This is a genomic window from Cupriavidus sp. SW-Y-13 (assembly GCF_009793345.1).
Classification (GTDB): Bacteria; Pseudomonadota; Gammaproteobacteria; order Burkholderiales; family Burkholderiaceae; genus Cupriavidus.
The window spans coordinates 3370395-3393795 of record NZ_WHLX01000001.1; the positions used below are offsets into that span (position 1 = coordinate 3370395).

Annotated in this window: 25 protein-coding genes; 13 read left to right on the forward strand and 12 right to left on the reverse strand. The window is 64.5% G+C overall.

Going from position 1 to position 23401, the window contains the following annotated elements:
- The first annotated feature begins 89 nt into the window (after positions 1–89).
- The 3 genes from GA566_RS15160 to GA566_RS15170 all read left to right on the forward strand — a co-directional run bounded on the left by GA566_RS15160 (position 90) and on the right by GA566_RS15170 (position 1782).
- On the forward strand, positions 90–740 hold the full coding sequence (locus tag GA566_RS15160; RefSeq protein ID WP_160473106.1) for an MBL fold metallo-hydrolase: 651 nt from the start codon (positions 90–92) through the stop codon (positions 738–740).
- Positions 741–743: 3 nt separating this feature from the next.
- Positions 744–1406: an exonuclease gene (locus GA566_RS15165; protein ID WP_137928541.1), complete on the forward strand. Its 663-nt coding sequence runs from the start codon at positions 744–746 to the stop codon at positions 1404–1406.
- Positions 1407–1542: 136 nt separating this feature from the next.
- The gene (locus GA566_RS15170) at positions 1543–1782 is read left to right on the forward strand and encodes a hypothetical protein (RefSeq protein ID WP_137928542.1); all 240 of its coding nucleotides are present in this window, start codon (positions 1543–1545) and stop codon (positions 1780–1782) included.
- A gap of 90 nt (positions 1783–1872) precedes the next feature.
- Here GA566_RS15170 and arsC read toward each other — a convergent pair whose 3' ends face one another.
- On the reverse strand, positions 1873–2232 hold the full coding sequence (gene arsC, locus GA566_RS15175) for an arsenate reductase (glutaredoxin) (protein ID WP_137928543.1): 360 nt from the start codon (positions 2230–2232) through the stop codon (positions 1873–1875).
- 185 nt (positions 2233–2417) lie between these two features.
- On the opposite strand from arsC, the gene GA566_RS15180 reads away from it, so the two are divergent.
- Entirely contained in the window at positions 2418–3038 is a 621-nt protein-coding gene (locus GA566_RS15180; protein ID WP_160473107.1) for a GNAT family N-acetyltransferase, read from the forward strand.
- 3 nt (positions 3039–3041) lie between these two features.
- Here the strand turns inward: GA566_RS15180 and GA566_RS15185 are convergent, their stop codons facing one another.
- From GA566_RS15185 to GA566_RS15195, 3 genes are read right to left on the reverse strand one after another with little or no spacing between them, the layout of a single operon-like run.
- Positions 3042–3668, reverse strand: a complete 627-nt coding sequence (locus GA566_RS15185) for an FMN-dependent NADH-azoreductase (protein ID WP_160473108.1) — start codon at positions 3666–3668, stop codon at positions 3042–3044.
- Positions 3669–3671: 3 nt separating this feature from the next.
- Entirely contained in the window at positions 3672–4112 is a 441-nt protein-coding gene (locus GA566_RS15190; RefSeq protein WP_237380203.1) for a GNAT family N-acetyltransferase, read from the reverse strand.
- Positions 4112–4567, reverse strand: a complete 456-nt coding sequence (locus GA566_RS15195) for a carboxymuconolactone decarboxylase family protein (protein ID WP_160473110.1) — start codon at positions 4565–4567, stop codon at positions 4112–4114. Before GA566_RS15195 ends, GA566_RS15190 begins: the two co-directional genes overlap by 1 nt.
- 59 nt (positions 4568–4626) lie before the next feature.
- Here GA566_RS15195 and GA566_RS15200 point away from each other — a divergent pair, with 59 nt between their 5' ends.
- The gene (locus GA566_RS15200) at positions 4627–5154 is read left to right on the forward strand and encodes a MarR family winged helix-turn-helix transcriptional regulator (RefSeq protein ID WP_160473111.1); all 528 of its coding nucleotides are present in this window, start codon (positions 4627–4629) and stop codon (positions 5152–5154) included.
- A 197-nt stretch (positions 5155–5351) separates the two neighbouring features.
- On the opposite strand, the gene GA566_RS15205 is transcribed toward GA566_RS15200, so the two are convergent.
- The 3 genes from GA566_RS15205 to GA566_RS15215 all read right to left on the reverse strand — a co-directional run bounded on the left by GA566_RS15205 (position 5352) and on the right by GA566_RS15215 (position 9180).
- Positions 5352–6482 carry an IS481 family transposase gene (locus GA566_RS15205; RefSeq protein ID WP_160473112.1) on the reverse strand — a complete coding sequence of 377 codons (1131 nt, stop codon included), beginning with the start codon at positions 6480–6482 and terminating at the stop codon, positions 5352–5354.
- Between the two features lie 142 nt (positions 6483–6624).
- On the reverse strand, positions 6625–7893 hold the full coding sequence (locus GA566_RS15210) for a M20/M25/M40 family metallo-hydrolase (RefSeq protein ID WP_160473113.1): 1269 nt from the start codon (positions 7891–7893) through the stop codon (positions 6625–6627).
- Between the two features lie 30 nt (positions 7894–7923).
- Entirely contained in the window at positions 7924–9180 is a 1257-nt protein-coding gene (locus tag GA566_RS15215; protein WP_137928361.1) for an allantoate amidohydrolase, read from the reverse strand.
- Positions 9181–9596: 416 nt separating this feature from the next.
- Here GA566_RS15215 and GA566_RS15220 point away from each other — a divergent pair, with 416 nt between their 5' ends.
- Positions 9597–11000, forward strand: coding sequence for a C4-dicarboxylate transporter DctA (locus GA566_RS15220; protein ID WP_137928360.1), 1404 nt, complete (start codon positions 9597–9599; stop codon positions 10998–11000).
- 52 nt (positions 11001–11052) lie between these two features.
- Positions 11053–11745: a GntR family transcriptional regulator gene (locus tag GA566_RS15225; RefSeq protein ID WP_137928359.1), complete on the forward strand. Its 693-nt coding sequence runs from the start codon at positions 11053–11055 to the stop codon at positions 11743–11745.
- Positions 11746–11959: 214 nt separating this feature from the next.
- Here the strand turns inward: GA566_RS15225 and GA566_RS15230 are convergent, their stop codons facing one another.
- Together GA566_RS15230 and GA566_RS15235 are read right to left on the reverse strand one after the other, a co-directional pair.
- Positions 11960–12871 carry a LysR family transcriptional regulator gene (locus GA566_RS15230; protein ID WP_137928358.1) on the reverse strand — a complete coding sequence of 304 codons (912 nt, stop codon included), beginning with the start codon at positions 12869–12871 and terminating at the stop codon, positions 11960–11962.
- Between the two features lie 112 nt (positions 12872–12983).
- Positions 12984–13664: a hypothetical protein gene (locus tag GA566_RS15235; protein ID WP_160473114.1), complete on the reverse strand. Its 681-nt coding sequence runs from the start codon at positions 13662–13664 to the stop codon at positions 12984–12986.
- 305 nt (positions 13665–13969) lie between these two features.
- On the opposite strand from GA566_RS15235, the gene gcl reads away from it, so the two are divergent.
- The 6 genes from gcl to GA566_RS15265 all read left to right on the forward strand — a co-directional run bounded on the left by gcl (position 13970) and on the right by GA566_RS15265 (position 21820).
- Positions 13970–15754, forward strand: a complete 1785-nt coding sequence (gene gcl / locus GA566_RS15240; RefSeq protein ID WP_137928356.1) for a glyoxylate carboligase — start codon at positions 13970–13972, stop codon at positions 15752–15754.
- Positions 15755–15865: 111 nt separating this feature from the next.
- The gene (hyi, locus tag GA566_RS15245) at positions 15866–16645 is read left to right on the forward strand and encodes a hydroxypyruvate isomerase (protein ID WP_160473115.1); all 780 of its coding nucleotides are present in this window, start codon (positions 15866–15868) and stop codon (positions 16643–16645) included.
- A gap of 195 nt (positions 16646–16840) precedes the next feature.
- Positions 16841–17764: a 2-hydroxy-3-oxopropionate reductase gene (gene glxR / locus GA566_RS15250; protein WP_137928354.1), complete on the forward strand. Its 924-nt coding sequence runs from the start codon at positions 16841–16843 to the stop codon at positions 17762–17764.
- Between the two features lie 87 nt (positions 17765–17851).
- Positions 17852–19183, forward strand: coding sequence for a glycerate kinase (locus tag GA566_RS15255; RefSeq protein WP_160473116.1), 1332 nt, complete (start codon positions 17852–17854; stop codon positions 19181–19183).
- Between the two features lie 61 nt (positions 19184–19244).
- Positions 19245–20711, forward strand: coding sequence for a pyruvate kinase (gene pyk / locus GA566_RS15260; protein ID WP_160473117.1), 1467 nt, complete (start codon positions 19245–19247; stop codon positions 20709–20711).
- A gap of 236 nt (positions 20712–20947) precedes the next feature.
- Positions 20948–21820, forward strand: coding sequence for a neutral zinc metallopeptidase (locus GA566_RS15265; protein WP_137928440.1), 873 nt, complete (start codon positions 20948–20950; stop codon positions 21818–21820).
- 160 nt (positions 21821–21980) lie between these two features.
- On the opposite strand, the gene GA566_RS15270 is transcribed toward GA566_RS15265, so the two are convergent.
- The 3 genes from GA566_RS15270 to GA566_RS32905 all read right to left on the reverse strand — a co-directional run bounded on the left by GA566_RS15270 (position 21981) and on the right by GA566_RS32905 (position 23381).
- Positions 21981–22325, reverse strand: coding sequence for a hypothetical protein (locus tag GA566_RS15270; protein WP_137928439.1), 345 nt, complete (start codon positions 22323–22325; stop codon positions 21981–21983).
- A 380-nt stretch (positions 22326–22705) separates the two neighbouring features.
- Positions 22706–23119 (reverse strand): nucleoside diphosphate kinase regulator, encoded by a 414-nt coding sequence (rnk, locus tag GA566_RS15275; protein ID WP_137928438.1) that lies wholly within the window; start codon positions 23117–23119, stop codon positions 22706–22708.
- Between the two features lie 124 nt (positions 23120–23243).
- Positions 23244–23381, reverse strand: coding sequence for a hypothetical protein (locus GA566_RS32905; RefSeq protein ID WP_202126705.1), 138 nt, complete (start codon positions 23379–23381; stop codon positions 23244–23246).
- Positions 23382–23401: the final 20 nt, after the last annotated feature.

Genomic DNA, 23401 nt, shown 5'->3' on the forward strand with positions numbered 1-23401 from the left:
GGCTACAATGGCCCACCCCCGAAACCCTGCCGAACGTTCCGGATCGGGTGCAAAATGCCCCCGTTTCGCATGCCCTATCGCGCACAAAAATGAAAGTCCTCCTCATTCCCGTCACGCCATTCCAGCAGAATTGTTCGCTGCTGATCGACGACGCCACGCAGCGCGCTGCAGTGTGCGATCCGGGCGGCGACCTCAACCGAATCGCCGAAGCCATCGTCGAGCACGGCGTCACCCTGGAGAAGATCTTTCTGACGCACGGCCACGTGGATCACTGCGCGGGCGCCGCGGCACTGGCGCGGCAGTTTGGCGTGCCAATCGAAGGGCCGCACGAGGACGAGCGGTTCTGGATCGAGCAGTTGCCGGAGCAGACGCGGCGCTTCGGCTTTGGGCATGCCGAGGTGTTCGAGCCGGATCGCTGGCTGGTGAACGGCGATACGGTGACGTTCGGCAGCGAGACGCTGGAGGTCTATCACTGCCCCGGCCATACGCCAGGCCACGTGGTGTTTTTCTCGCGCCCGAACAAGGTGGCGATCGTGGGAGACGTGTTGTTCGCCGGGTCGATCGGCCGCACGGATTTTCCGCGCGGCAACCACGCCGACCTGATTCGCTCGATCCGTACGCATCTGTGGCCGCTGGGCGAGGACGTGACGTTCGTGCCGGGCCACGGGCCGGTATCCACGTTTGGCGAGGAACGCCGCAACAATCCGTTTGTGGCGGACCATCTGATCGACGCGGCCTGACGCATGGCGAAAAAACAGGCACCCGATACGCGCCCCGAGATCTACGTCAGCACCGATGTCGAGGCGGACGGGCCGATTCCCGGCCCACACTCGATGCTGTCGTTTGCCTCCGTGGCGATGCTGGCGGACAAGACCGTGCTCGGCACCTTCTCTGCCAACCTCGAAACGCTGCCCGGCGCCACCGGCCATCCCGTGCAGGTGGCGTGGTGGAAGACGCAGCCCGACGCCTGGGCCGCCTGCCGGCGTGACCTGGAGCGCCCCGAGGACGTGATGCCGCGCTACGTGGAGTGGGTGGAGAGCCTGCCCGGCAAGCCGGTCTTCATCGCGTTCCCGGCCGGGTTCGATTTCACGTGGATGTTCTGGTACATGATGCGCTTCGCTGGCCGGTCGCCGTTCGGCTGGGCGGCGCTCGACATCAAGACGATGGGCTTCGCGCTGACCGGCCGGCCCTTCCGGAAATCGGTCAAGGCCGCCTTCCCGGCGCATTGGCACGACCCGCTGCCGCACACCCATATCGCCCTCGACGATGCCCGCGAGCAAGGTGCGCTGTTCTGCAACATGCTCGCCGAATTGCGTACGCGGGAAACCCGGCTGGCGCAGTTGGACGCCACCAGCATCGAAACCAGCGAAAGCGATTCCTCACCTCCGGCCTCGCAGCCAGACTGAGTGGTCGGGCGTACGCGACATCGGGACCACATTTCCGCCGCGTCTCCTATATTGGAAGTGTGCAAACGACGGCGCTGGGGAAATGTCCCACGGCGATCCCACCGGGTGAGCAACAGTGCGCCGAGGAGGTGTGACCATGCGATTCCATCCCGATCTCCACTTCAAGGACGCTGCCGGCAAGTTGCACTGGCCACACTGGTCACATGGCGCGCACGCGCGCCCCGATGTCGTCGTTCATCATCATTCGGTCACGGAAGATGCCGAGGTTGCCCAGGCGCTGGTCTATGTCAGCGTCATCACGGCACTCGTGCTGCTGGCCGTGCTGGCCGGCATCAGTTTCGGTCAGGAGGCCATGCACTGGCTGGGTGTTGCATAAACGACGACTCGCCTGAAGCGATTCGCCTGACTGACCGGCCGGCCTCCGTTGCGGAGGCCGGTTTTATTTTGTGCGCCGCAACGAAGGGATTTACTTCAGCAGCGGCTCGACGTTTTCCGGCGGTCGACCAATGACCGCGCGGCGGTTGCGTACGACCACGGGACGTTGCAGCAGAATGGGGTTGTCGGCCACGGCAGCCAGCAGTTCGGCGTCGGTCAGGCCCTCGTCGGCCAGATCCAGCTCCTTGTAGGCGTCCTCGCCGTTGCGGATCATCTCGCGCACCGGCACGCCCAGCATCGTATGCAGCTGACGCAGCGTGGCCAGCGATGGCGGCGCTTTCAGGTATTCGACGATCTCCACCGGCTCGCCCAGACGCTCGGCGGCGCTCTCCACCAGGGTCAGGGTCTCGCGCGATTTGGAGCAACGCGGGTTGTGATAGATCGTGATCATGGCTTCCTCCAGCCTGCTTGCAGATTCGGGGGCACGCCGTTGGTTTGCCCCCGTCGGATTGCACCATTTCTGCGCTTTTGAATATCCCCGCATCATATACAACCCGGCACGCCCCAGTCGCGGTAAGGTTTCGGTGTGGCGCGCGCACCTCGCTCTGCGTTGCCGCGCATCGCTGATCCATTGCCATGGCATCCCGCCGTGGTGTTTTCCTGCCAAGAACCATCGTGTCCTCCGCTGCCGCCGCCCCCCTCCGCCACCCCTTCCAGTTGCGCGACGCCACCGCCGCCGACGTGCCCGCCATCCACGCCATCTACGCGCACCACGTGCAGCATGGCCGCGCGTCCTTCGAGGAAGTTGTTCCTGGCGTGGACGACATGCAGTCGCGGATGGCCGAGGTGCATCGCAAGGGGCTGCCGTATATCGTGGCCGAGCGCGATGGCGAGATCGTGGGCTACGCCTACGCGTCGAGCTACCGCGCCCGCAGCGCCTATCGCTTTGCCATCGAAGACTCGATCTATATCGACCATCGCCATACCGGAGCGGGCCTGGGCCGCGCGCTGTTGTCCGAACTGATTGCCCGGTGCGAGACCGGTCCGTGGCGTCAGATGGTGGCCGTGGTGGCGCTGACCCGGAGCGGCGAAGGGGCGGGCTCGGTGGCCGTGCATGAACGGCTCGGGTTCCGTACCGTGGGCCGGCTCGAATCGGTGGGCCTCAAGCATGGCCAGTGGATCGACACCGTGCTGATGCAGCGCCCGCTCGGCCAGGGGAACGAAACGGTGCCGCATCCCGAGGAAGTGCGCGCGTAAGCGCTACGCCGCTTCAAGGAATCCCGGCAGCGCGGTGTCGCACCACGCTTCCAGTTGCTCGAAGGCGCGCGTGACGGCTTCCGGACGCACCATGCCTTCAAGCCGCATGACTTCCACGCGTTTCAGGCCGATGATTTCCAGTACGTACTTCAGGTAAGGCGTGAAGAAATCCTGCTGGCTGCCCTCGCCTTCATGGAAACGGCCGCCGCATGACACGATGGCCAGCACGGGACGATCACGCAGCAGCGGCAGCTTGCCCTGCGGCGAGCCGGCAAAGGTGCGCTCCGGCCGCACCACAAGGTCGATCCATGTCTTGAGCGTGGCCGGCACCGTGAAGTTGTGAACCGGCGTGGTGATCAACACGATGTCCGCCGCCTGCAGTTCGGCGATCAGCGTTTCGGACAGCGCCAGCGCGGCGGGATCTGCGTCGGTGCGCTTGGCCGCCACGACCATATTGGCGTGCGTGAAATCGGCGCCGATGGGCGGCAGCGGATCGGCGGCCAGGTCCCGCTCGACCACGGTCAGGTTGCCGCACTGCGCGGCCAGTTGCTCGCGCACGCGCTGGCCGGCGCGCCGGCTGGTCGATTGGTCGCCGCGCGGGCTGACATTGAGGTGCAAAAGGGTTGTCATGGTTCAGGCCTTCGATTCGATGGGGAAGTAGAAGCGCAGCGCACGCGTCAGCAGCCCGTTGCGGTAATAGAAGCGGTGGCCCAGCACATTGGTCAGCGGCGTATCGAGCACGAGTTGCGTGCAGCCCGCCGCCTCGGTCTGCGTCTTGAGCCAATCCATCAGCCGTTGCCCGTACCCACCGCTGCGCGCGTTGGCGTCGGTCACCAGATCGTCCACGTAGAGATGCCGGCCCACGATCAGGTTGTCGGCGATGCGGTAGCCGGCCAGCGCCATGAGGCGATCCCCCTCCCAGATACCAGCGAGGCGATAGCCATCGGCAGTCTGGCGCTTCCAGCGCGTCACCAGTTCGGCCGCGTCCGCCAGGTGCGGACGCAGTTGGTGCATCAGCGGGAAAGCGGCAATAACCTGCTCATCGGATTCGAGTACAACGATACGGGCGCTCATCATCGGGCTCCCTGCTCCGCCGGCGGCGGCGGAAAGTGCAAGCCCACGGCGATACGGTTCCACGCGTTGATCGACGCCACGGTGGCGGCCAGGAACACCATTTCGCGCTCGTCGAAGACGCTGCGCGCCTCGGCCAGCGCAGCATCGCTCGCGAATGGATCGGTCATGCGCGTCATGGCTTCGGCCCAGCCCAGCGCGGCAGTTTCGCGGTCGGTGTAGATGCCGGCGTCGCGCCAGCCGGCCAGGAGGTCGAACTTGCGCGGATCGATATCGAGCTTGCGTGCGATGTTCAGGTGGAACTGCAGGCAGAACGCGCAGCCGTTGATCTGCGAGACGCGCAGCTTGACGAGTTCGGTCAACGCCTTGTCGAGACCGGACGCGGCCACGGCTTTGCTGACGCCGCCGAGCGACGCATAGACGTCGGGGGCAGTCTGCGTGAAAGTCTGGAAATCCATGCGTGGCTCCTTCGGGTAAGATGTCAGAGTTCGAACAACAATGTCAGAACTCTAACATCATGAGCAAGACCCTGCCGAAAGAAGGGAAAAAGGAAAAGAAGAAGAAGGCTGCGCAGCCTGCCGAGGCGGTCACCATTCCCGCACCCGGTGAAGGCAAGCGTGGCGAAAGCGGCTATCTGGCGTACCTGTTACGCCAGGCCAGCGCAAGCAACCGCCTGCGGCTGGAGCGCGCACTGGCCGATCTCGGCGTGACGGTGCCGCAGTTTTTTGTGTTGACGATGCTTGGTGCGTATCCGGGTATCTCGGGCGCCGATGTGGCGCGGCTCGCACTGCTGACGCCGCAGACGGTGAGCGTGATCATCAGCAATCTGGAGAAGCTCGGCGCCATCGAACGGCAGCCGCATCCGGTGCATGGTCGGATTCAGACGATTGGGTTGACCGATGCGGGGCGGGAGTTGCTCGGTGGGTGCAAGACGCGCGCGAGCGAGGTAGACCGTGAATTGCGGGCGAATCTGACAGCCGAAGAGGAGCAGATTGTGCGGCGGTGGCTGGTGAGCCAGGCAGTGGTGGGGGGTGTGGCAGAGTAGTTATTTGCCCCCTCGGTGTTCTCCCCTCTCCCACAAAGTGGGAGAGGGGTTGGGGGTGAGGGCAAGCGCTTGCGAAACGAGATGCTTGATCGGAGCTTGAAGCGCTGGCCCTCACCCCCGCCCCTCTCCCGCATGTACAGACCGGAGACATGGGTAACAGGTGTTCGGAGACATGGGTAACACGTGATCTGCGCGTATCACAGTACGCGCAGGTCGAGTTCCCCTATCTCAAACCGGCTGAACCAGATGCCGAAGCAGCCGTCCTCCTTCTTTGGGCGTAGCGCGATGCGCTGTCCGATGAAAGCCTTGCCAATCTTCACGCGTCGTCTCCGCACTTCTATCCGCGCGTTGCTGCCCACTTTATAGACCAGGTCCGTCGACAGGTACTCCACTTCCGGCAGCGATTTGGGATAGGCGATGGTGCTGGCACGGTAGTGCTCGAGCGGCACCTCCATCTTCAGCGCCTCGTGCGGGCGCTGGCCGTTGTAGCGTTCGCGATAGTGATCAAATGCACGCTGGGCTTGCGCGTTATCGACAAAGCAGCGGTCCTGCAATAGCTCGACCTTGAGCGTGCGATGAAAGCGCTCGTCCTTGCCCTGTGTCTGAGGATGATATGGGCGCGAATGACTGACGGCGATGCCCAAGCGCATCAGCCACACCGTCAGCGCCGTATAGCCCAAGCCGTCCGCACCTCCGCCCCAGGGCGGTCCGTTGTCCATGGTCATGCGCTGTGGCAACCCATAGCGCTGGAATGTCGCGATCAGTCTTGGCTGGACCGTTTCGCCGCGCTCATCGCCACACGCAGCCAGGCACAGGCTAAAGCGCGAATGGTCATCGAGTACCGTCAGCGGATGGCAGTGCCCGTGGCGGTTGGGCACATGGCCTTTGAAGTCCATCTGCCACAGGTCGTTGGGCTGCGCATGCTCGAAGCGCCGGAGCGGCGCCTGCGCAGCGGCCATGCCTTCGCCCAGTCGGCCGTGGCGACGCAAAATCTCGTGAACGGTACTGGGCGCCGGCACCCAGGCCGTGCCCTCGTTGTGCAGCAATCGCGCCAGCTTGCGAGCGCCCCAATAGGGGTTCTCGTCGCGCAGCACAACGATCCGCTGCTCGATGTCCTCGTCGGTCCTGGCGGGACTCAGTTCCGGCCGACGGCTCTGGTCGGCGAGCCCATCCGGGCCTTGCCCGTCATACCGCTGCAGCCACTTGTACAGCGTCTTGGGCGAGATGCCGTAGCGCCTGGCCAACTCGCGACGATTCGCTCCCGGCTGGCTGGCCAGCACCATTAATTCCCTGCGTTGATCCATGAGTGACACTTCCTTCCACGGCATGGCAGGTCTCCCAAAAGACACTGCCAGCCAGTCTAGATGTGTTACCCATGTCTCCGAACAGGTGTTACCTATGTGTCCGGGCTATACACCGCAAGCGGGAGAGGGGAGCAAACCAGCAGGGGAGCGATAGGAGTAACGTCAATCAGCCCAGCAAATCCGACAACGCCAGCGCCACCACCTTCGTTGCACGATTCAGATCGTTCAGACGCAGGTTTTCATCGGAGTTGTGACCGCGGGCTTCCATCAGCGTGCGGGGGCCCGCGCCGTACAGCACGGTGGGGATGCCGTGCTTCGTGTAGTGGCGGGCGTCGGTATAGAGCGGCACGCCCTGCACCGGGATCTCCACGCCGAACACGGATTCGGCGCGCGTCTTCAATGCACCGATCAGCTTTTCCACGCCCGGCAGTTCCGACAGCGGTTCGGCCAGGATGATGCGCTCGACCTTCACCTCGATGCCCGGACGCTCCTTTGCAGCCTTCTCCACCACGGCGCGCAGTTCGCCTTCGGCATCAAAGCCGATCTCTTCCGGAATCATGCGGCGGTCCACGCGGAACGTGACCAGATCAGGCACCACGTTGGTGTTGATGCCGCCCTTGATCAGGCCCACGTTCAGCGTAGCGGTGTCGATGCCCGGCGTCTTGCTCTTGCGCGTCGCCAGTTCGGCGCGCAGGCCGTAGATGGCTTGCAGGATGTGCGTGGCGGCTTCGATGGCGTCCACACCGGTGTGCGGCATGGCGGCATGGCCCTGCTTGCCCTTGACCGTCACCTCGACGTGCAGGCAGCCATTGTGCGCCGACGTGATGCCGTACGAGAAACCGGCCGAGATCGCGTAGTCGGGCTTGCTCAGGCCTTCGTCGAGCAGGAACTTCGGGCCGATATCGCCGCCGGTTTCCTCGTCGTACGTGAATTGCAGTTCCACCGTGCCGTTGAGCTTTGCGCCCTGCTTCTCGGCTTCGATCAGTGCCAGCACGGCATACGCGTACGTGGCGAAGTCCGACTTCGACACTGCAACGCCTCGGCCATACATCACCGGACCGTGTTCGCTGTCGGCGATCTCGCCGCCGTACGGGTCCTTGGTCCAGCCCAGACCCGGCGGCACCACGTCGCCGTGCGCGTTCATCGCGATGGTCGGGCCGCCGTTGCCGAACGTCTTGCGCACCAGCAGGTTGGTGGCGCTGATCATGCCTGCGGCCTTCACCTGCGCTTCGGGCACCTTGTGCGCATCCACCTTGAAGCCGAGTCCTTCGAGCAATTCCTTGGCGCGCAGGCCATGGGCCTCGCAATCGCCCGCCGGGTTGTCCGACGGCACCTTGACCAGCTCGGCCAGGAACGCCTCCTGCTGCGGGCGCTGCGTGTCGATGTACTGGGTGAGCGTGGTCTCGATCGGGTTCATGTTGTCTCGTGCGGTCATCTTCGTATCTTTCGGAGTTGTCTGGTGGTCTTATTGGGTGCGCTGGAAATGCTCGACGAAATCGGCGAACACACGTGCGGCAATCTGTGCGTCCTCGGCGGTCATCGTTTCCGTGGGGTGATGGCTGATGCCGCCGTTGCCGCAGCGCACGAACAGCATCGCCACGTCAGCAATGGCGGCGATGGCCATGGCGTCATGGCCCGCGCCCGATGGTAGGTGGCGCACCGGCACGCCCTGGCGCTCCACAGCGGCGGCCCATTGCGATTGCAGCCACGGTGCGCACGGCACGCTGTTGGCCTCGTGGGTCTTGCGCATCTGCACACGTACGTTGCGGCGTGCGCAGACCCGTTCGATCTCGGCCAGCACGTCATTCACGGCAGCCTCGCGCTCGGCATCCACGCCGGCGCGGATATCGATGGAGAACACGGCGCGGCCCGGCACCACGTTGGTCGCACCATTCGGCACGTTGAACTGGCCCACCGTCCCCACCAGCCCCGGCTTGCCGCCGCAGCGCTTCTCGATATACAGGCCGATCTCAGCGCCAGCCATGGCGGCATCGCGGCGCATGTCCATCGGCACCGTGCCAGCATGGCCGGCGAGTCCTTCGAGTTCAACGATGTAGCGCGTGGCGCCCGAGATCGCCGTCACCACGCCAACCGGCAGCCCTTCGTTGAGCAGCACCGGACCTTGTTCGATATGCACCTCGATGAAGCCGAGCACCTTGTTGCGATCGTGCTTGGCACCGGGCAGTTGCGCAGCATCGAAACCAGCGGCGCGCATCACGTCGCGCATGGTCTGGCCCGAGTCATCGACGTTGTCGAGCACGTTGGTGTCGAACGTACCGGCGATAGCGCGGCTGCCCAGTAGCGTGGCCTTGAAGCGCACGCCCTCTTCCTCGGCAAACCCGACCACTTCGAGCGCAAACGGGAAGCGGCGACCCTGGCGGTTCCACTCGGCCACGCAGGCAATCGGCAGGATCACGCCGAGGTTGCCGTCGTAGCGGCCCGCGTCGCGCACGGTATCGAAGTGCGACCCCGTCAGCAGCGCCGGCGCATTGGGCTCAGTGCCTTCGTAGCGGCCGATCACGTTGCCGGCCACGTCGCGGCGCACGGTCATGCCGGCGGCCTGCATCCATTCGGTCAACTGGGCGGCGGCGCCGTGGTGGGCGTCCGTCAGGTAGGTGCGGGTGAGCATACCGGGCTGATCGGTATGCACGGCCAGGGTGTCGGCCCAGGCCATGATGCGCGAGCCAGTGTCGGCGGCCAGCGTCGTCGGAATTGCTGCCATGTGCGTGTCTCTCCTGCTGTTGTTGCCTGAGCCCGGATTGAAGGAATGCCGGCCATGTTGCAAGTGCTGGGCCAGCCGGGCGGGCGCCCGTACCGTAGCTCTATTCTGTGCGATTCATGGTAGCACAGTGAATTCAAAAATTGCATACAAAAATGATATGCACTATATTGGCCTCCACGCACCGACAATCCGCCCCGGACAATCCAGTCCCGACAAGTGGATTGCGTGGATTCCGCCTCAACAGGGGGGCTTTCCATGTGGCATCAGGCTTAGCGGTTCGCCTGATCCCGGCGCAGCCATACCGGCCGTCACGCACGCATCGCCTGACATGTGACGGTTGGCAATCCTGAACCAGATCAGGGCAGGCCGATGGCGCCATCGATGGCGACACGGACCCGCCCGGCACGGAGACAACGATGCAGCATGCCGTACCCCCGCAGCGCGCCGCCGGCGCTCGCCTGCACACGCGCTTTACCCGCTCCCTGTTTGGCCAGGTGCTGATCGCCCTGGTGCTCGGCACCCTCCTCGGCCTGGCCTTTCCCGAATTTGCCGCCAAGCTCAAACCCCTTGGCGATGGCTTCATCAAGCTCATCAAGATGCTGATCGGTCCTGTGGTGTTCTGCGTGGTCGTGGCCGGTATCTGTGGCGCAGGCGAACTCAAGAAGGTGGGCCGCGTCGGCCTCAAGGCCGTGGTCTACTTCGAGATCGTCACCACCATCGCGCTGGCACTGGGCATTGCACTGGCCTACCTGTTCCAGCCCGGCGTGGGCATGAACGTGGACCCGCGATCGCTCGATCCCTCGGCGATGGCCGCGTACATGGATTCGGCCGACAAGGTGAAGAGCGCCGGCACGGTGGACTTCCTGATGAAGCTGATTCCCAACACGATCCTCGGCGCGTTCACCAGTGGTGACGTGCTGCAGGTGTTGCTGGTCTCGGTGCTCTTCGGCTGCGCACTGTCGGTGGTGGGTGAGCCGGCACGGCCGCTGGTGAAACTGATCGACAACTTCTCCGCCACGCTGTTCAAGATGATGGGCTTCATCATCAAGCTGGCGCCGCTGGGTGTGCTGGGTGCGGTGGCGTTCACGGTGGGCAAGTACGGCATCGGCTCGCTCAAGCAGCTCGGCTTCCTCGTGATCCTGTTCTACGGCGCGGTGATCGTGTTCGTGGTCGTGGTGCTCGGCACAGTGATGCGCTTGTGCGGATTCTCGGTGCTGAAGCTGATTCGCTATCTGCGCGCCGAACTGCTCGTGGTGCTGGGCACCGCGTCGTCAGACAGCGTGCTGCCGCAGGTGATGAAAAAGCTCGAGTACATGGGCATCCGCAAGTCCGTGGTGGGGCTGGTGATTCCCACGGGCTACTCGTTCAACCTCGATGCGTTCTCGATCTACCTGACGCTGGCCGCCGTCTTCATCGCGCAGGCCACGAACACGCCGCTGGCGATGGGCGACCTGCTCGGCATCCTGGCCGTGGCGCTGATTACGTCGAAGGGCGCGCATGGCATTCCCGGCTCGGCCATCGTGATCCTGGCAGCCACGCTGTCCGCGCATCCGGCGATTCCCGCCATCGGCCTGGTGCTGGTGCTGTCGGTGGACTGGTTCATCGGCATTGCCCGTGCGGTGGGCAACCTGATCGGCAACTGCGTGGCCACGGTGGTGGTGGCGTCCTGGGAGCGCGATATCGACCGCGAACGGGCGCACGGCGTGCTCAACGGCACCATCCCGATGGGCGAACTCGACGAGGGGTTGTCGGCCTCGGTGGAAGCCTCCACGGACGCTGTCGTTCCTGCATCGCTGCCGGGGACGGTGCCGGGGCGCTAGAATCACGCCATTCCAGCCAACGCGCAGGTCCGGCAAGAGACGCGCGCACACCATGCCCGAGCACATCGATCCAGATATGACCGCCGAGGCGATCGCCGACGATATCGTCGGTGCCATCGTCTCGCACCGGCTCCCGCCCGGCACCAAGCTGCGCGAAGAGGCGCTGGCCAGCGTCTACCGCGTCAGCCGCACCAAGGTGCGGGCGGCGTTGCTGATGCTGTCCAAGGACAAGGTCATCCAGATTGTTCCGGACAAGGGTGCCTTCGTGGCCAAGCCCAGCGCCGAAGAGGCGCGCGAGGTCTTTGCCGTGCGCCGCATCCTGGAGGCGGCGCTGGCGCGCGAGTTCGTGGCGCGCGCCACGGCGGCGGACTACAAACGGATCGAGAAACATCTGGCGGCGGAGCGCAAGTCACTCGGCGGCAACGATGCGCAGACCCGCACGCGCCTGCTCGGGGATTTCCACATCGTGCTGGCGGAGGTGGCCGGCAATAACGTGCTGACGGAAATCATGCGCGAGTTGTCGATGCGCAGCGCGGTGATCACGATGCTGTACCAGAGCCGCCGCGATGCCACGTGTTCGTCGGACGAGCATCGCGCGTTCATCGAAGCGGCCCGGGCCGGCGATGCGGATCGCGCCGTGCAGTTGATGGTGGAGCATTTGAACCACGTGGAAAGCGCGCTGCACTTCGAGGAAGTCCCGGCTGCGGCGCGCAGCAAGGATCTGGTGGCAGCGCTGCTGGCCTGATCCTTCCGAGGTTGCATTCGGGTTGATCGCCATCAACGACGAAGGGCGGGTGTGAGGCGCATCATTCCTCTCGCCATGGAGTTGCGGGGGCGCACTTCATGAGCTCTCCCCGTCCTTCGCAAGAAGGACTGCCCGCAGACCGCAATGGCTGCGGGCTTTTTCATTTGGCGGGCTGGATTGTTCCAGCCTGCCACCCCTCCTCTTCCTTTTCCCCTCAGCTTCTTCCCGTCCAATACCCCGGCTTGGCAAACGCCTGCTTCAGGTGCTCGATGAAGAAGCGGATCTTGGCGGGCACCGGACGCTGCTGCGGGTACACGGCCAGGATGTCGTAGTCGGGCAGCGCGTACTCGTCGAGTACCGTGATCAGCTCGCCGCTGTCGAGTTGCGGCAGGATTTCCCAGGTGGAGCGCCAGCCCAGGCCGATGCTCTCGCCGGTCCAGCGGTGCAGCAACTCGCCATCGTTGCAGTCGAGGTTGCCGTTCACGCGCACCGTCACCGTCTTGCCGTTCTGCTGGAAGTACCAGCCGCGCTGCTGGCCACCCTGCAGGTTGAACGCCAGGCAGTTGTGCTTCTCCAGATCTTCCAGTGTGTGCGGCACGCCGTACTTCGCAAAGTAGGCGGGTGTGCCGCAGACCACACGCTTGTTGGTCGCCAGCTTGATCGCCACGAAGTTGGGGTCGATGGCGCCACCAATGCGGATACCCACGTCATAGCCCTCGCGCACGAGGTCCACCACGCGGTCGGTCAGGTTGAACGAGACTTGCACGTCGGGATTGGCGGCAAGGAAGGCCGGGGCGTGCGGTGCCACATGCTTGCGCCCGAACGCCGCCGGCGCCGACACGATCAGGTGCCCCGTGGCCTTGTGCTTGCCTTCGGCAATCAGCATCTCGGCGCGGTCCAGGTCCGATAGTGCCTTCTTGCACTGCTCCATGAATGCCGCGCCCTGTTCGGTCACGACGATACGCCGCGTGGAGCGGTGCAGCAGCTTGACGCCGATGCGGGATTCCAGTGCGTTGATGCGACGGCCAATCATTACGGGCGTGACGTTCTGCGTCAGCGCCGCCGCCGCCATGCTGCCGTGCTCGACCACGGCGATGAATGCTTCGATTTGTTTGAGTTTGTCCATTGCGCCCGGCTTAGCCAGTTGTCTCCTGCCGGGATTGTGAGGCATGACGGGCTTGCTGCGCATCCCCGCCCCGCGATGCTGCGCATGCGCAACGTTCGATGAGACAGGCCGATCACGGCTGGCGCGAGCGGCCCAGGGCCTCGTTGATCTCGGCGGCTTCACCCAGCACATGGGCCAGCCGGCGCAGTGGCGCGCTGCATTGCAACTGGGCGAACAGCGCGAACGCCGCACCCACTACCAGCACCACGCCATAGATGGCCGTCAGCGTCGGCCCGTGACCCGGCGCCATCACGGCGACGCCATCGGCCAGCACCACGGCGGCGGGACCAAGGGCAAGGACCAGCGCCACGGTCCGTGCGCCGCCTTCCCAGATCCGCGCATGCAGGCCGATGCGACGCTGCCGCGCCCGCAGTTGCAGCGCCGGAATCCGGCCCAGCCGCAGCAGCAGCGCGTTTTCCACCTCGCTCTGGGTATCGACTCGGCGCGACATCCAGCGCAGCGGATGCTGCAATGCATCACGACCGCCCAGCAGCCGCGCGGCCCAGGCCGCCACGTAGAAAACGGCGCTGATCGCCAGCAGCACGTGGAACGCCTGCGGTAGCCATGCCGGCGGCACCTGCACGAGGATCTGGTGCCACCAGACCAGTGCGCCGCCCGATACCAGCGAAGGCACGAGCGCGAGCACGAAACCCGCCCACAGCACCGTGCCCAGGCGGCCATCGGGCCGCTTCGGGCCGGGGGCCGTCTGCAGGGCTTCCAACAATTCGTAGGTGGGCGGCAGCCGCGTGTACATGGCGAAGCAGTGGCAATTCAAAACCCGCTATTCTGGCCCGCCCCGCTTAAGGGCGATACCCCGAAAAGGTACGAGATCGCCCCAGTTCCGCATCGTATCTGCCTTTCCGTCCCGTTCGACGACCTCATGGAACGCGGCTTTCGAAGTATCGATTGCGCCGCATTTCATCCAGCTTTGCTGCGCGATTCCATACCGCTGATATCGAATCAAGTGATCGTCGTTCCGTTTATCGATGACCCGCTGCGGGCATAGCATCAACCCCAGAACGACATTCACCCATGTTTTTGAGCGTATTGGAGACAGACATGCCGAAGATGAGAGCAGTCGACGCGGCCATTGCCGTGCTGGAAAAGGAAGGCATCACCACCGCGTTTGGCGTGCCTGGCGCCGCCATCAACCCGTTCTATTCGGCCATGCGCAAAGCCGGCACGATCAAGCATCTGCTGGCGCGCCACGTGGAAGGCGCCTCGCACATGGCCGAGGGCTACACCCGTGCCGAACCGGGCAACATCGGCCTGTGCGTGGGCACCTCGGGCCCCGCCGGCACTGACATGATCACGGGCCTGTACTCGGCCTGGGCGGATTCGATCCCCATCCTCTGCATTACCGGCCAGGCCCCGCGTGCCCGCCTCTACAAGGAAGACTTCCAGGCCGTCGATATCGAATCGATCGCCAAGCCCGTGACCAAGTGGGCCGTGACCGTGCGCGAGCCGGCGCTGGTGCCGCAGGTGTTCCAGCAGGCGTTCCACCTGATGCGCTCGGGCCGTCCCGGTCCCGTGCTGATCGATCTGCCGTTCGACGTGCAAGTGGCAGAGATCGAATTCGATATCGAGACGTACGAGCCGATGAAGCCGTACAAGCCGGCCGCAACGCGCGCGCAGATCGAGAAAGCCATCTCGATGCTGAACCAGGCCGAGCGTCCGCTGATCGTCTGCGGCGGCGGCGTCATCAACGCCAATGCCAACGAACTGCTCGTCGAGTTTGCCGAACTGGTCAACGTGCCGGTGGTGCCGACGCTGATGGGCTGGGGCGTGCTGGCCGACGACCATCCGCTGCAGGCTGGCATGGTGGGTCTGCAGACCTCGCACCGCTATGGCAACGCCACGCTGCTGGCCTCCGATTTCGTGATGGGCATCGGCAACCGCTGGGCCAATCGCCATACGGGCAGCATCGATGTCTACACGAAGGGCCGCAAGTTCGTGCACGTCGATATCGAGCCTACGCAGATCGGTCGCGTATTCGGTCCGGATCTTGGCATCGTGTCCGACGCCAAGGCTGCGCTGGAACTGTTCGTGGAAGTGGCGCGCGAAATGAAGATGGCTGGCCGCCTGCCATGCCGCAAGAGCTGGGTGGCCGATGTGCAGAAGCGTCGCCGCACCATGCAGCGCAAGAGCGATTTCGACAACGTGCCGGTCAAGCCGCAGCGCGTGTATCGCGAGATGAACCAGTACTTCCCGCGCGACGTGCGCTATGTGACGACGATCGGTCTCTCGCAGATCGCCGCCGCGCAGTTCCTGTCCGTGAACCAGCCGCGCCACTGGATCAACTGCGGCCAGGCCGGCCCGCTGGGCTGGACCATTCCCGCCGCCATCGGCGTGAAGACTGCCTCGCCGGATTCCGATGTCGTGGCCATCTCGGGCGACTACGACTTCCAGTTCATGATCGAGGAACTGGCCGTGGCCGCGCAGTTCAAGGTGCCGTACGTCCACGTGGTGGTGAACAACTCCTATCTCGGCCTGATCCGTCAGGCGCAGCGCAACTTCGAGATGGACTACTGCGTGCAACTGGCCTTCGACAACATCAATGCGCCAGAACTGGAAGGCTATGGCGTTGACCACGTGAAGGTGGTGGAAGGTCTGGGCTGCAAGGCGATCCGCGTGTTCAAGCCCGAAGACATCGCGCCGGCCTTTGCCGAGGCGCGCGACCTGATGGCCGAGTTCTCGGTGCCGGTGGTCGTCGAGGTGATCCTGGAACGCGTGACCAACATCGCGATGGGCACCGAGATCGACAACATCAACGAGTTCGAACCGATCGAGGACATCGAGGACGCCGACGAGGCCATCCTCAAGGAAGAGACGGTCACGGCCTGACCATCCCTCGCTCATCGTTTCAAAAGTTTCTGCTTTCCCGTAGCAAGCCGCCCTGCCCTGGCCCTGGGGCAGGTGCGGCGTTTTTTCCCCGACACCGAGAGAGACATCACAATGCCAAAGCTCGCAGCCAACCTGACGATGCTGTTCAATGAAGTGGGCTTCCTCGACCGCTTCGAGGCCGCCGCCCGCGCGGGCTTCCGCGGCGTGGAGTTCCTGTTTCCCTATACCTTCCATGCCGATCAGATTGCCGATCAGCTGAACCGCTTCCAGCTCGACCTCGTGCTGCACAACCTGCCGGCCGGCAAGTGGGAAGCTGGCGAGCGCGGCATCGCGTGCCACCCCGACCGCGTGAGCGAATTCCAGGACGGCGTGGGCGAAGCCATCAAGTACGCCAAGGTGCTGGGCGTGCGGCAACTGAACTGTCTGGTGGGCATCCTGCCGCAGAACGTGAAGCGCGAGCAGGCCAACGAGACCCTCGTCGAAAACCTGCGCTTTGCCGCCAGCGCGCTGCAGAAGGAACAGATCGACCTGCTGATCGAGCCGATCAACACCTTCGACATCCCCGGCTTCTTCCTGTCGCGCACGCAGCAGGCCGTTGACCTGATCGGCCAGGTGAACGCGCCCAACCTCTACGTGCAGTACGACATCTATCACATGCAACGCATGGAGGGCGAGATCGCCAATACGATCCGCGCCAACCTGCCGAAGATCCGCCACGTGCAACTGGCCGACAACCCCGGCCGCAACGAGCCCGGCACTGGCGAATTGAATTACCCCTACCTGTTCCGCTTCCTCGACGAGATCGGCTACGCCGGCTGGATCGGCTGCGAGTACAAGCCGAAGACGACCACCGAGGAAGGCCTGGGATGGAGGAAGGGGATGGGGGTTTAAGTCACCTCACCGCTTAGTTATTTGCTCCCCTCTCCCGCAACGCGCGGGAGAGGGGTTGGGGGAGAGGGCCAGAGGTTCTGCTTGCCGACGCACTCGCAATCTGACCCGCCTGCCCTCTCCCCCACCCCTCTCCCAAAGGGAGAGGGGAGAACACCGAATCGAACTCATCTCATCTTGAAAACCCTGGAGACAACAATGGCAAACCAGAAAAACATCGGCTTTATCGGACTCGGCATCATGGGTGCCCCGATGGCGGGCCACCTGCGCGCAGCAGGCCACACGCTGTTCGTGCATGACGTGAACCCCGCACCGCAAGGGCTGGTCGATGCCGGCGTCACGGTTTGCACGAGCGCGGAAGAAGTGGCCAAGCGCGCGGACATCGTCATCATCATGGTGCCCGATACCCCGCACGTGGAAGCCGTGCTGTTTGCCGAAAAAGGCGTGGCGGCTGCATTCAAGGCAGCGGGCAAGGAAGCCACCTACGGCAAGATCGTGGTGGACATGAGCTCGATCTCGCCGATCGCCACCAAGGACTTTGCGGCGCGCATCAACAAGCTGGGTGCCTCGTACCTGGACGCACCGGTGTCGGGTGGCGAAGTGGGTGCCAAGGCTGCGTCGCTGACGATCATGGTCGGCGGCCCGTCCGAAGCCTTCGATCAGGTGAAGCCGCTGTTCGACCTGATGGGCAAGAACATCACGCTGGTGGGCGGCAATGGCGACGGCCAGACCACCAAGGTGGCCAACCAGATCATCGTGGCGCTGAACATCCAGGCCGTGTCCGAAGCACTGCTGTTTGCATCGAAGGCTGGCGCCGATCCGGCCAAGGTGCGCCAGGCACTGATGGGCGGCTTCGCGGCCTCGCGCATTCTGGAAGTGCACGGCGAGCGCATGGTCAAGCGCACCTTCGATCCGGGCTTCCGCATCGAACTGCACCAGAAGGATCTGAACCTCGCACTGCAGGGCGCGAAGGCACTGGGCGTGGCGCTGCCGAACACGGCCACCGCGCAGGAACTGTTCAACACGTGCGCAGCCAATGGCTTCGGCAAGCAGGATCATTCGGCGCTGTGCCGTGCGATCGAAATCATGTCGAACCACGAGATCGCCAAGGGCGCGAAGTAAGTACGGAAGCAAGCTTTACCGCGTTGCTGCAGCCGTCTTCGTGCGAAGGCGGCTGCTTCGAATGACCGAAGATTTTTCAGGACCCGCATGTTCGCCACCGACGCCTCAGACGCCACGGCTGCGTTGCTTTCCGCCAAACGCCCATCCGACTATCGCCATCCCACCGAGGCGCGCGCGCTGCTGCGCGACCTGTTCGATACGGCAGTGGCCGCCGTCAGCGCCAGCCACTGCCTGCCGCCGCATCTCCCGCAGCCGCCCAAGGGCCGCACGGTAGTGATCGGCGCCGGCAAGGCTGCTGCTGCGATGGCGCAGGCTGTGGAGTCGCACTGGCAGGGCGAACTGTCGGGTCTGGTGGTCACACGCTATGGCCACGGCGCACCATGCCGCCGCATCGAGGTGGTGGAAGCCGCGCATCCCGTACCCGATGCAGCGGGCCAGCAGGCCGCGCAACGGATGGTGGAACTGGTGCAGGACCTGACCGCCGATGACCTCGTGCTGTGCCTGATTTCCGGCGGTGGTTCGGCATTGCTCGCCGCACCGGCGCCGGGCCTGACCCTGGCCGACAAGCAGGCCGTGAACAAGGCCCTGCTGCGTAGCGGCGCCAGCATCGGCGAGATGAACTGCGTGCGCAAGCATCTCTCCGCGCTCAAGGGCGGACGGCTTGCACTGGCATGCGCTCCTGCACGCGTCGAAACCTTGCTGATTTCCGATATCCCCGGCGACGACCCCACCTTGATCGCCAGCGGCCCCACGTTGCCAGACGCCACGACATGCGCCGATGCACTGGCCGTGATCGCCAAGTACGGCATCGAAGTTCCGGACGCCGTGCGCGCGCATCTGGAGAGCGGTGCCGGCGAAACGCCGAAGCCGGGCGATGCACGCTTTGCCGGCCATCGCAGCGTCACGCTCGCCAGTGCGCAGCAATCGCTCGAAGCCGCCGCTGCGCGCGCTCGTGAACTCGGCCTGACGCCGCACATTCTTTCGGACAGCATCGAAGGCGAAGCGCGCGACGTGGCCGAAGTGCATGCCGCCATCGCGCGTCAGATCGTCGCGCACGGGCAGCCGTTCCAGAAGCCGTGCGTGATTCTCTCCGGTGGCGAGACCACCGTGACGGTACGCGGCAATGGCCGGGGTGGCCGCAACGCGGAGTTCCTGCTGGCGCTGGCCGTGGCACTTGATGGATTGCCGGGCGTGCACGCACTCGCTGGCGATACCGACGGCATCGATGGCTCCGAAGACAATGCCGGCGCACTGCTCTCGCCGGACACGCTGACGCGCGCCGCGGCGCAGGGCGCATCGGCACGCGCGCATCTCGACAACAACGACGGATACGGATTCTTCGCCGCGCTCGACGACCTGATCGTCACCGGCCCGACCCGCACCAACGTCAACGATTTCCGCGCGATCCTGATCGTCTGATCGGCGCGCGCGAACCCCACAAGCTACAGCAGCAACACAAGAGGATGGAGAAGGAGCCCCTATGAGACGTCAGCGCAAAGCCAAGATCGTTGCAACCCTCGGCCCGGCCAGCTCGGACATCGCGGTCATCCGCCAACTGTTCGATGCCGGGGCCGATGTGTTCCGGCTCAACTTCAGCCACGGCAATCACGAGGATCATCGTGCCCGCTACGACGCCGTGCGTCAGGTGGAAGCCGAGACCGGCCGCCCCATCGCGATCCTGGCGGACCTGCAGGGTCCGAAGCTGCGCATCGGCACGTTCGCCGCAGGCAAGGTGGCCGTGCGCGCGGGCGATGTGTTCGTGCTCGACAGCGATCCCACGCCCGGCGATGGCACGCGCGTGTATCTGCCCCACCCCGAGCTGTTCAAGGCGGCCAGCGCCGGGCAGTCGCTGCTGATCGACGATGGCAAGGTGCGGCTCAATATCGAGAACGTGTCGAGCGGCAGCATCACCACGCGCGTGGCCAACAACGGCACGCTGTCCGACCGCAAGGGCGTGAACGTGCCCGATGCCGTGATCCCGATTCCCGCACTGACCGAGAAGGACCGCCGCGACCTGGAATTCGCTCTGGAACTTGGCGCTGACTGGATCGCGCTGTCGTTCGTGCAGCGTCCGTCGGACATCGTTGAAGCGCGCGAGATCATTGGCACGCGTGCGGGTGTGCTGTCGAAGATCGAGAAGCCAGCGGCGCTGCAGCAACTCGAAGAAATCGTGCGCGTGTCGGACTCCGTGATGGTGGCGCGTGGCGACCTCGGCGTGGAACTGCCGCCCGAGCGTGTGCCCGGCGTACAGAAGCGCATCCTGCGCATCTGCCGCCAACTGGGCAGGCCCGTCGTCATCGCCACGCAGATGCTGGAGTCGATGATCGACTCGCCGGTACCGACGCGCGCCGAAGCCTCGGATGTGGCGAGCGCGATCTACGATGGCGCCGATGCCGTGATGCTCTCGGCCGAATCCGCCAATGGTCGCCATCCGGTGCCGGCCGTGGCCATGATGGACCGGATCATCACCGAGGTGGAACGCGATCCGCTCTACCGCAACATGCTCGATGCGCAGCACGAAGCACCGTTGAACACGCGCCAGGATGCCATCTGCGCCGCGCTGCGTGAAGTGACCAACATCATCGGCGCCAAGGCCACGGTCACGTACACGTCGTCGGGCGCTACGGCATTGCGCGCCGCGCGCGAGCGTCCCGCTGCACCCATCGTCAGCATCACGCCGAACCTCGACATCGCGCGACGCCTGGCGATGACGTGGGGCGTGCATTCGACGGTCAGCCCCGACGTGCAGAGCGTGGACGAAATGGTGCAGGCCGCGGCACGCGCCGCACTCGTGGAAGGCTACGCCGCACCGGGCGATCAGATCACGATTGCTGCGGGGATGCCCTTCGGGCAGGGCGGCACGACGAACCTGCTGCGCGTGGCGGAAGTGGGGACGGAGGTGGAAGGGCTGGATATTGGGCGGGTGCCGGCGGCTGAGACGGTGTAATTCCCTGATGGTTTGCTCCCCTCTCCCGCCTTGCGGGAGAGGGGCGGGGGAGAGGGCCGGCCTTTCAAGCTCCGATCAGCCATCTCGGTACGCAAGCGCTTGCCCTCTCCCCGCCCCCTCTCCCAGAGGGAGAGGGGAGAAAACCCAGAGGGGAGCAAACACCGCAGCGCTCAACACCGTCAGACACCATTGCTATACTCCAGCGGCATCACACACCAGCCGATGGAGCCCCCGATATGCGTCTCGACGACGAAGCCGAAAGCCAGAATGTGGAAGACCGCCGGGGCGGTGGCGGCGGAGGATTTCCGCTGGGTGGCAAGTCGATTGGCATTGGCACGGTAGTCATCGCGCTGGCGGCGTCCTATTTCTTCGGCATCGATCCGATGCTGATCCTGCAGGGCGCGTCCAATCTCCAGCCGCAGCAGGCGCCGCAGTCGCAGGCACAGCGCGCGCCGGCCGCCGATCAGTTGAGCGTGTTCACGCGCAAGGTCCTTGGCAACACCGAGCGTACGTGGGACCACATCTTCCAGACCGATCTGAACCGCCGTTACGCTGCGCCCACGCTTGTGATGTTTTCGGGTGCCACGCCCACGGCGTGCGGTACGGGGCAATCCGCAATGGGACCGTTCTACTGCCCGGCCGACCAGAAGGTTTATATCGATCTCGCGTTCTATAACGAACTGCGCCAGCGCTTTGGTGCGGGTGGCGATTTCGCGCAGGCGTATGTGATCGCGCATGAGGTTGGGCATCACATCCAGAACCTGCTCGGCGTATCGGGCAAGGTCGATTCGGCGCGGCGACGCATGGGCGAGGCGCAGGCCAACCAGTTGTCGGTGCGCATGGAATTGCAGGCCGACTGCCTGGCAGGTGTCTGGGCCGCCACGGCGCAAAAGCTCAACCAGCAACTGCTGGAGCCCGGCGATATCGAGGAAGGATTGAAGGCCGCGGCAGCCATCGGCGACGACCGGCTGCAGAAACAGTCGCAAGGCTATGTGGTGCCCGAGGCGTTCACGCACGGCACCAGCGAGCAGCGTGTGAAATGGCTGCGCCAGGGGCTCAACACGGGCGATATCCGCAAATGCGATACGTTCGCCGCGAAGCAACTCTAGGCGAAGTCTGAAGGGATAGCGGGAAAGACAAGGCGGGGAAAAATCACCTGCGCAGCGGAGAGAGAAGGAGGAGGTCGGCTGCGCAGGTGGGAGAGAAACTGGAAATCAGGATCGGCGGCCCGCCATCAAGCGGGTCGCCGATTTGCTTTCTGCTGGGCTATCAAACCTTGTAGCCGTACAGATCGCCATTGCGCGAGTTGTCGAGCGCCGATCCGGAGATCTCGCCGCTGAATGCGCGCGAGCCTTCGCTGTAGCTGTCGAACTTGCCTTGCCGGGCGCCTTCGCTGAAGGTGTCGAACTTGCCCTGACGGGCACCGTCCGTGAAGGTATCGTACTTGCCGATCTTCGATCCTTCGCTGAACGTGTCGAACTTGCCGGTGCGCGCGGCGTCGGCATACACGTCGAACTTGCCCACCTTCTTGGTGGCGGCGGGTGCGGCAAATGCGGTCGACGCGGCAAACACGGCGAGCAGCAGGGCACCGCCAAGGGTACGTCTGGCGTTCATCTGGGACTCCTTCAACTGATTCACTACTTTTTTATGGTCACTGCCGACAACTTGCCCGATGCGCTATCTATGTAGCGATGCGAGCACGGACTGAAGGTTAGTGGGTAGTAGATCAGCGAGAAATACCGCTGCGACGAATGGTGCGTTGCAAGCCGTGAAACGACGGGGTCGGGAGACGAGCGGGTGCTACCGGAGGGTAGGTTTGGAAGGGCTATCTGTGTTTTGCTCCCCTCTCCCGCACGGCGGGAGAGGGGCGGGGGTGAGGGCTGGACTTTCAAGCTGCGATCAGGCATCTCGGTGTGCGAGCGCTTGCCCTCACCCCCAGCCCCTCTCCCACGTTGTGGGAGAGGGGAGAAACCAGCAGCGGGGAGATGCGATGTCTACAACGTGAACTGCCCACTAGCCTCCGGCTGAAACGCAATATCCACAATCGTCACGCGCTGCGCCATACCATTCGGCAACCGGTAATCCACCGTCTTCCCGGCGCGCGCACCCAGCAACGCCTGGCCAATCGGCGACAGCACGGACAAACGTCCCGCCGCCAGATCCGCATCGTCGGGGTAAGCCAGTGTCCACTCACGTGGCTGGGCATCACCCTCCAGCGTGCAGACCACGCGCGAGTTCATCGTCACAACGTCGCGAGGGATGGCATCGGGCGTGACGATGGCGGCGCGCTCCAGCAGTGCGTCGAGCATTTCATCGAGCTCGGCGGTGCCGGCGCGGCTGGCAATGGCTTCCAGGCGCGTGACGTCGAGTTCGGTCAGGTACAGCGTAGGTGCTTTGGTCTTTGCCATGGCAATGCCTCTCGCAAAAGCGGCGCCGGCGCAGCAAGTCTGCCCGGCAGGCCGTGGATGAATCGATAGGGAGAACGCGGTGCTGCGGCCCGGTTCGGCACCGGACCCTAAGCGGCGGGGTCAGTCAGGCCGGGAACCGGGCGGGATCAAGCGGGGCGTTGATCCGGCGGGTCTGGGTGATGGGCTGCATCATCAGACGTGCGCGCACCGGTCGCGCGGAGCGGACCATGGCAAGTGCGGCGAACGAAAGACGACGAGACATCGTGAGAATTTTCTGAATTA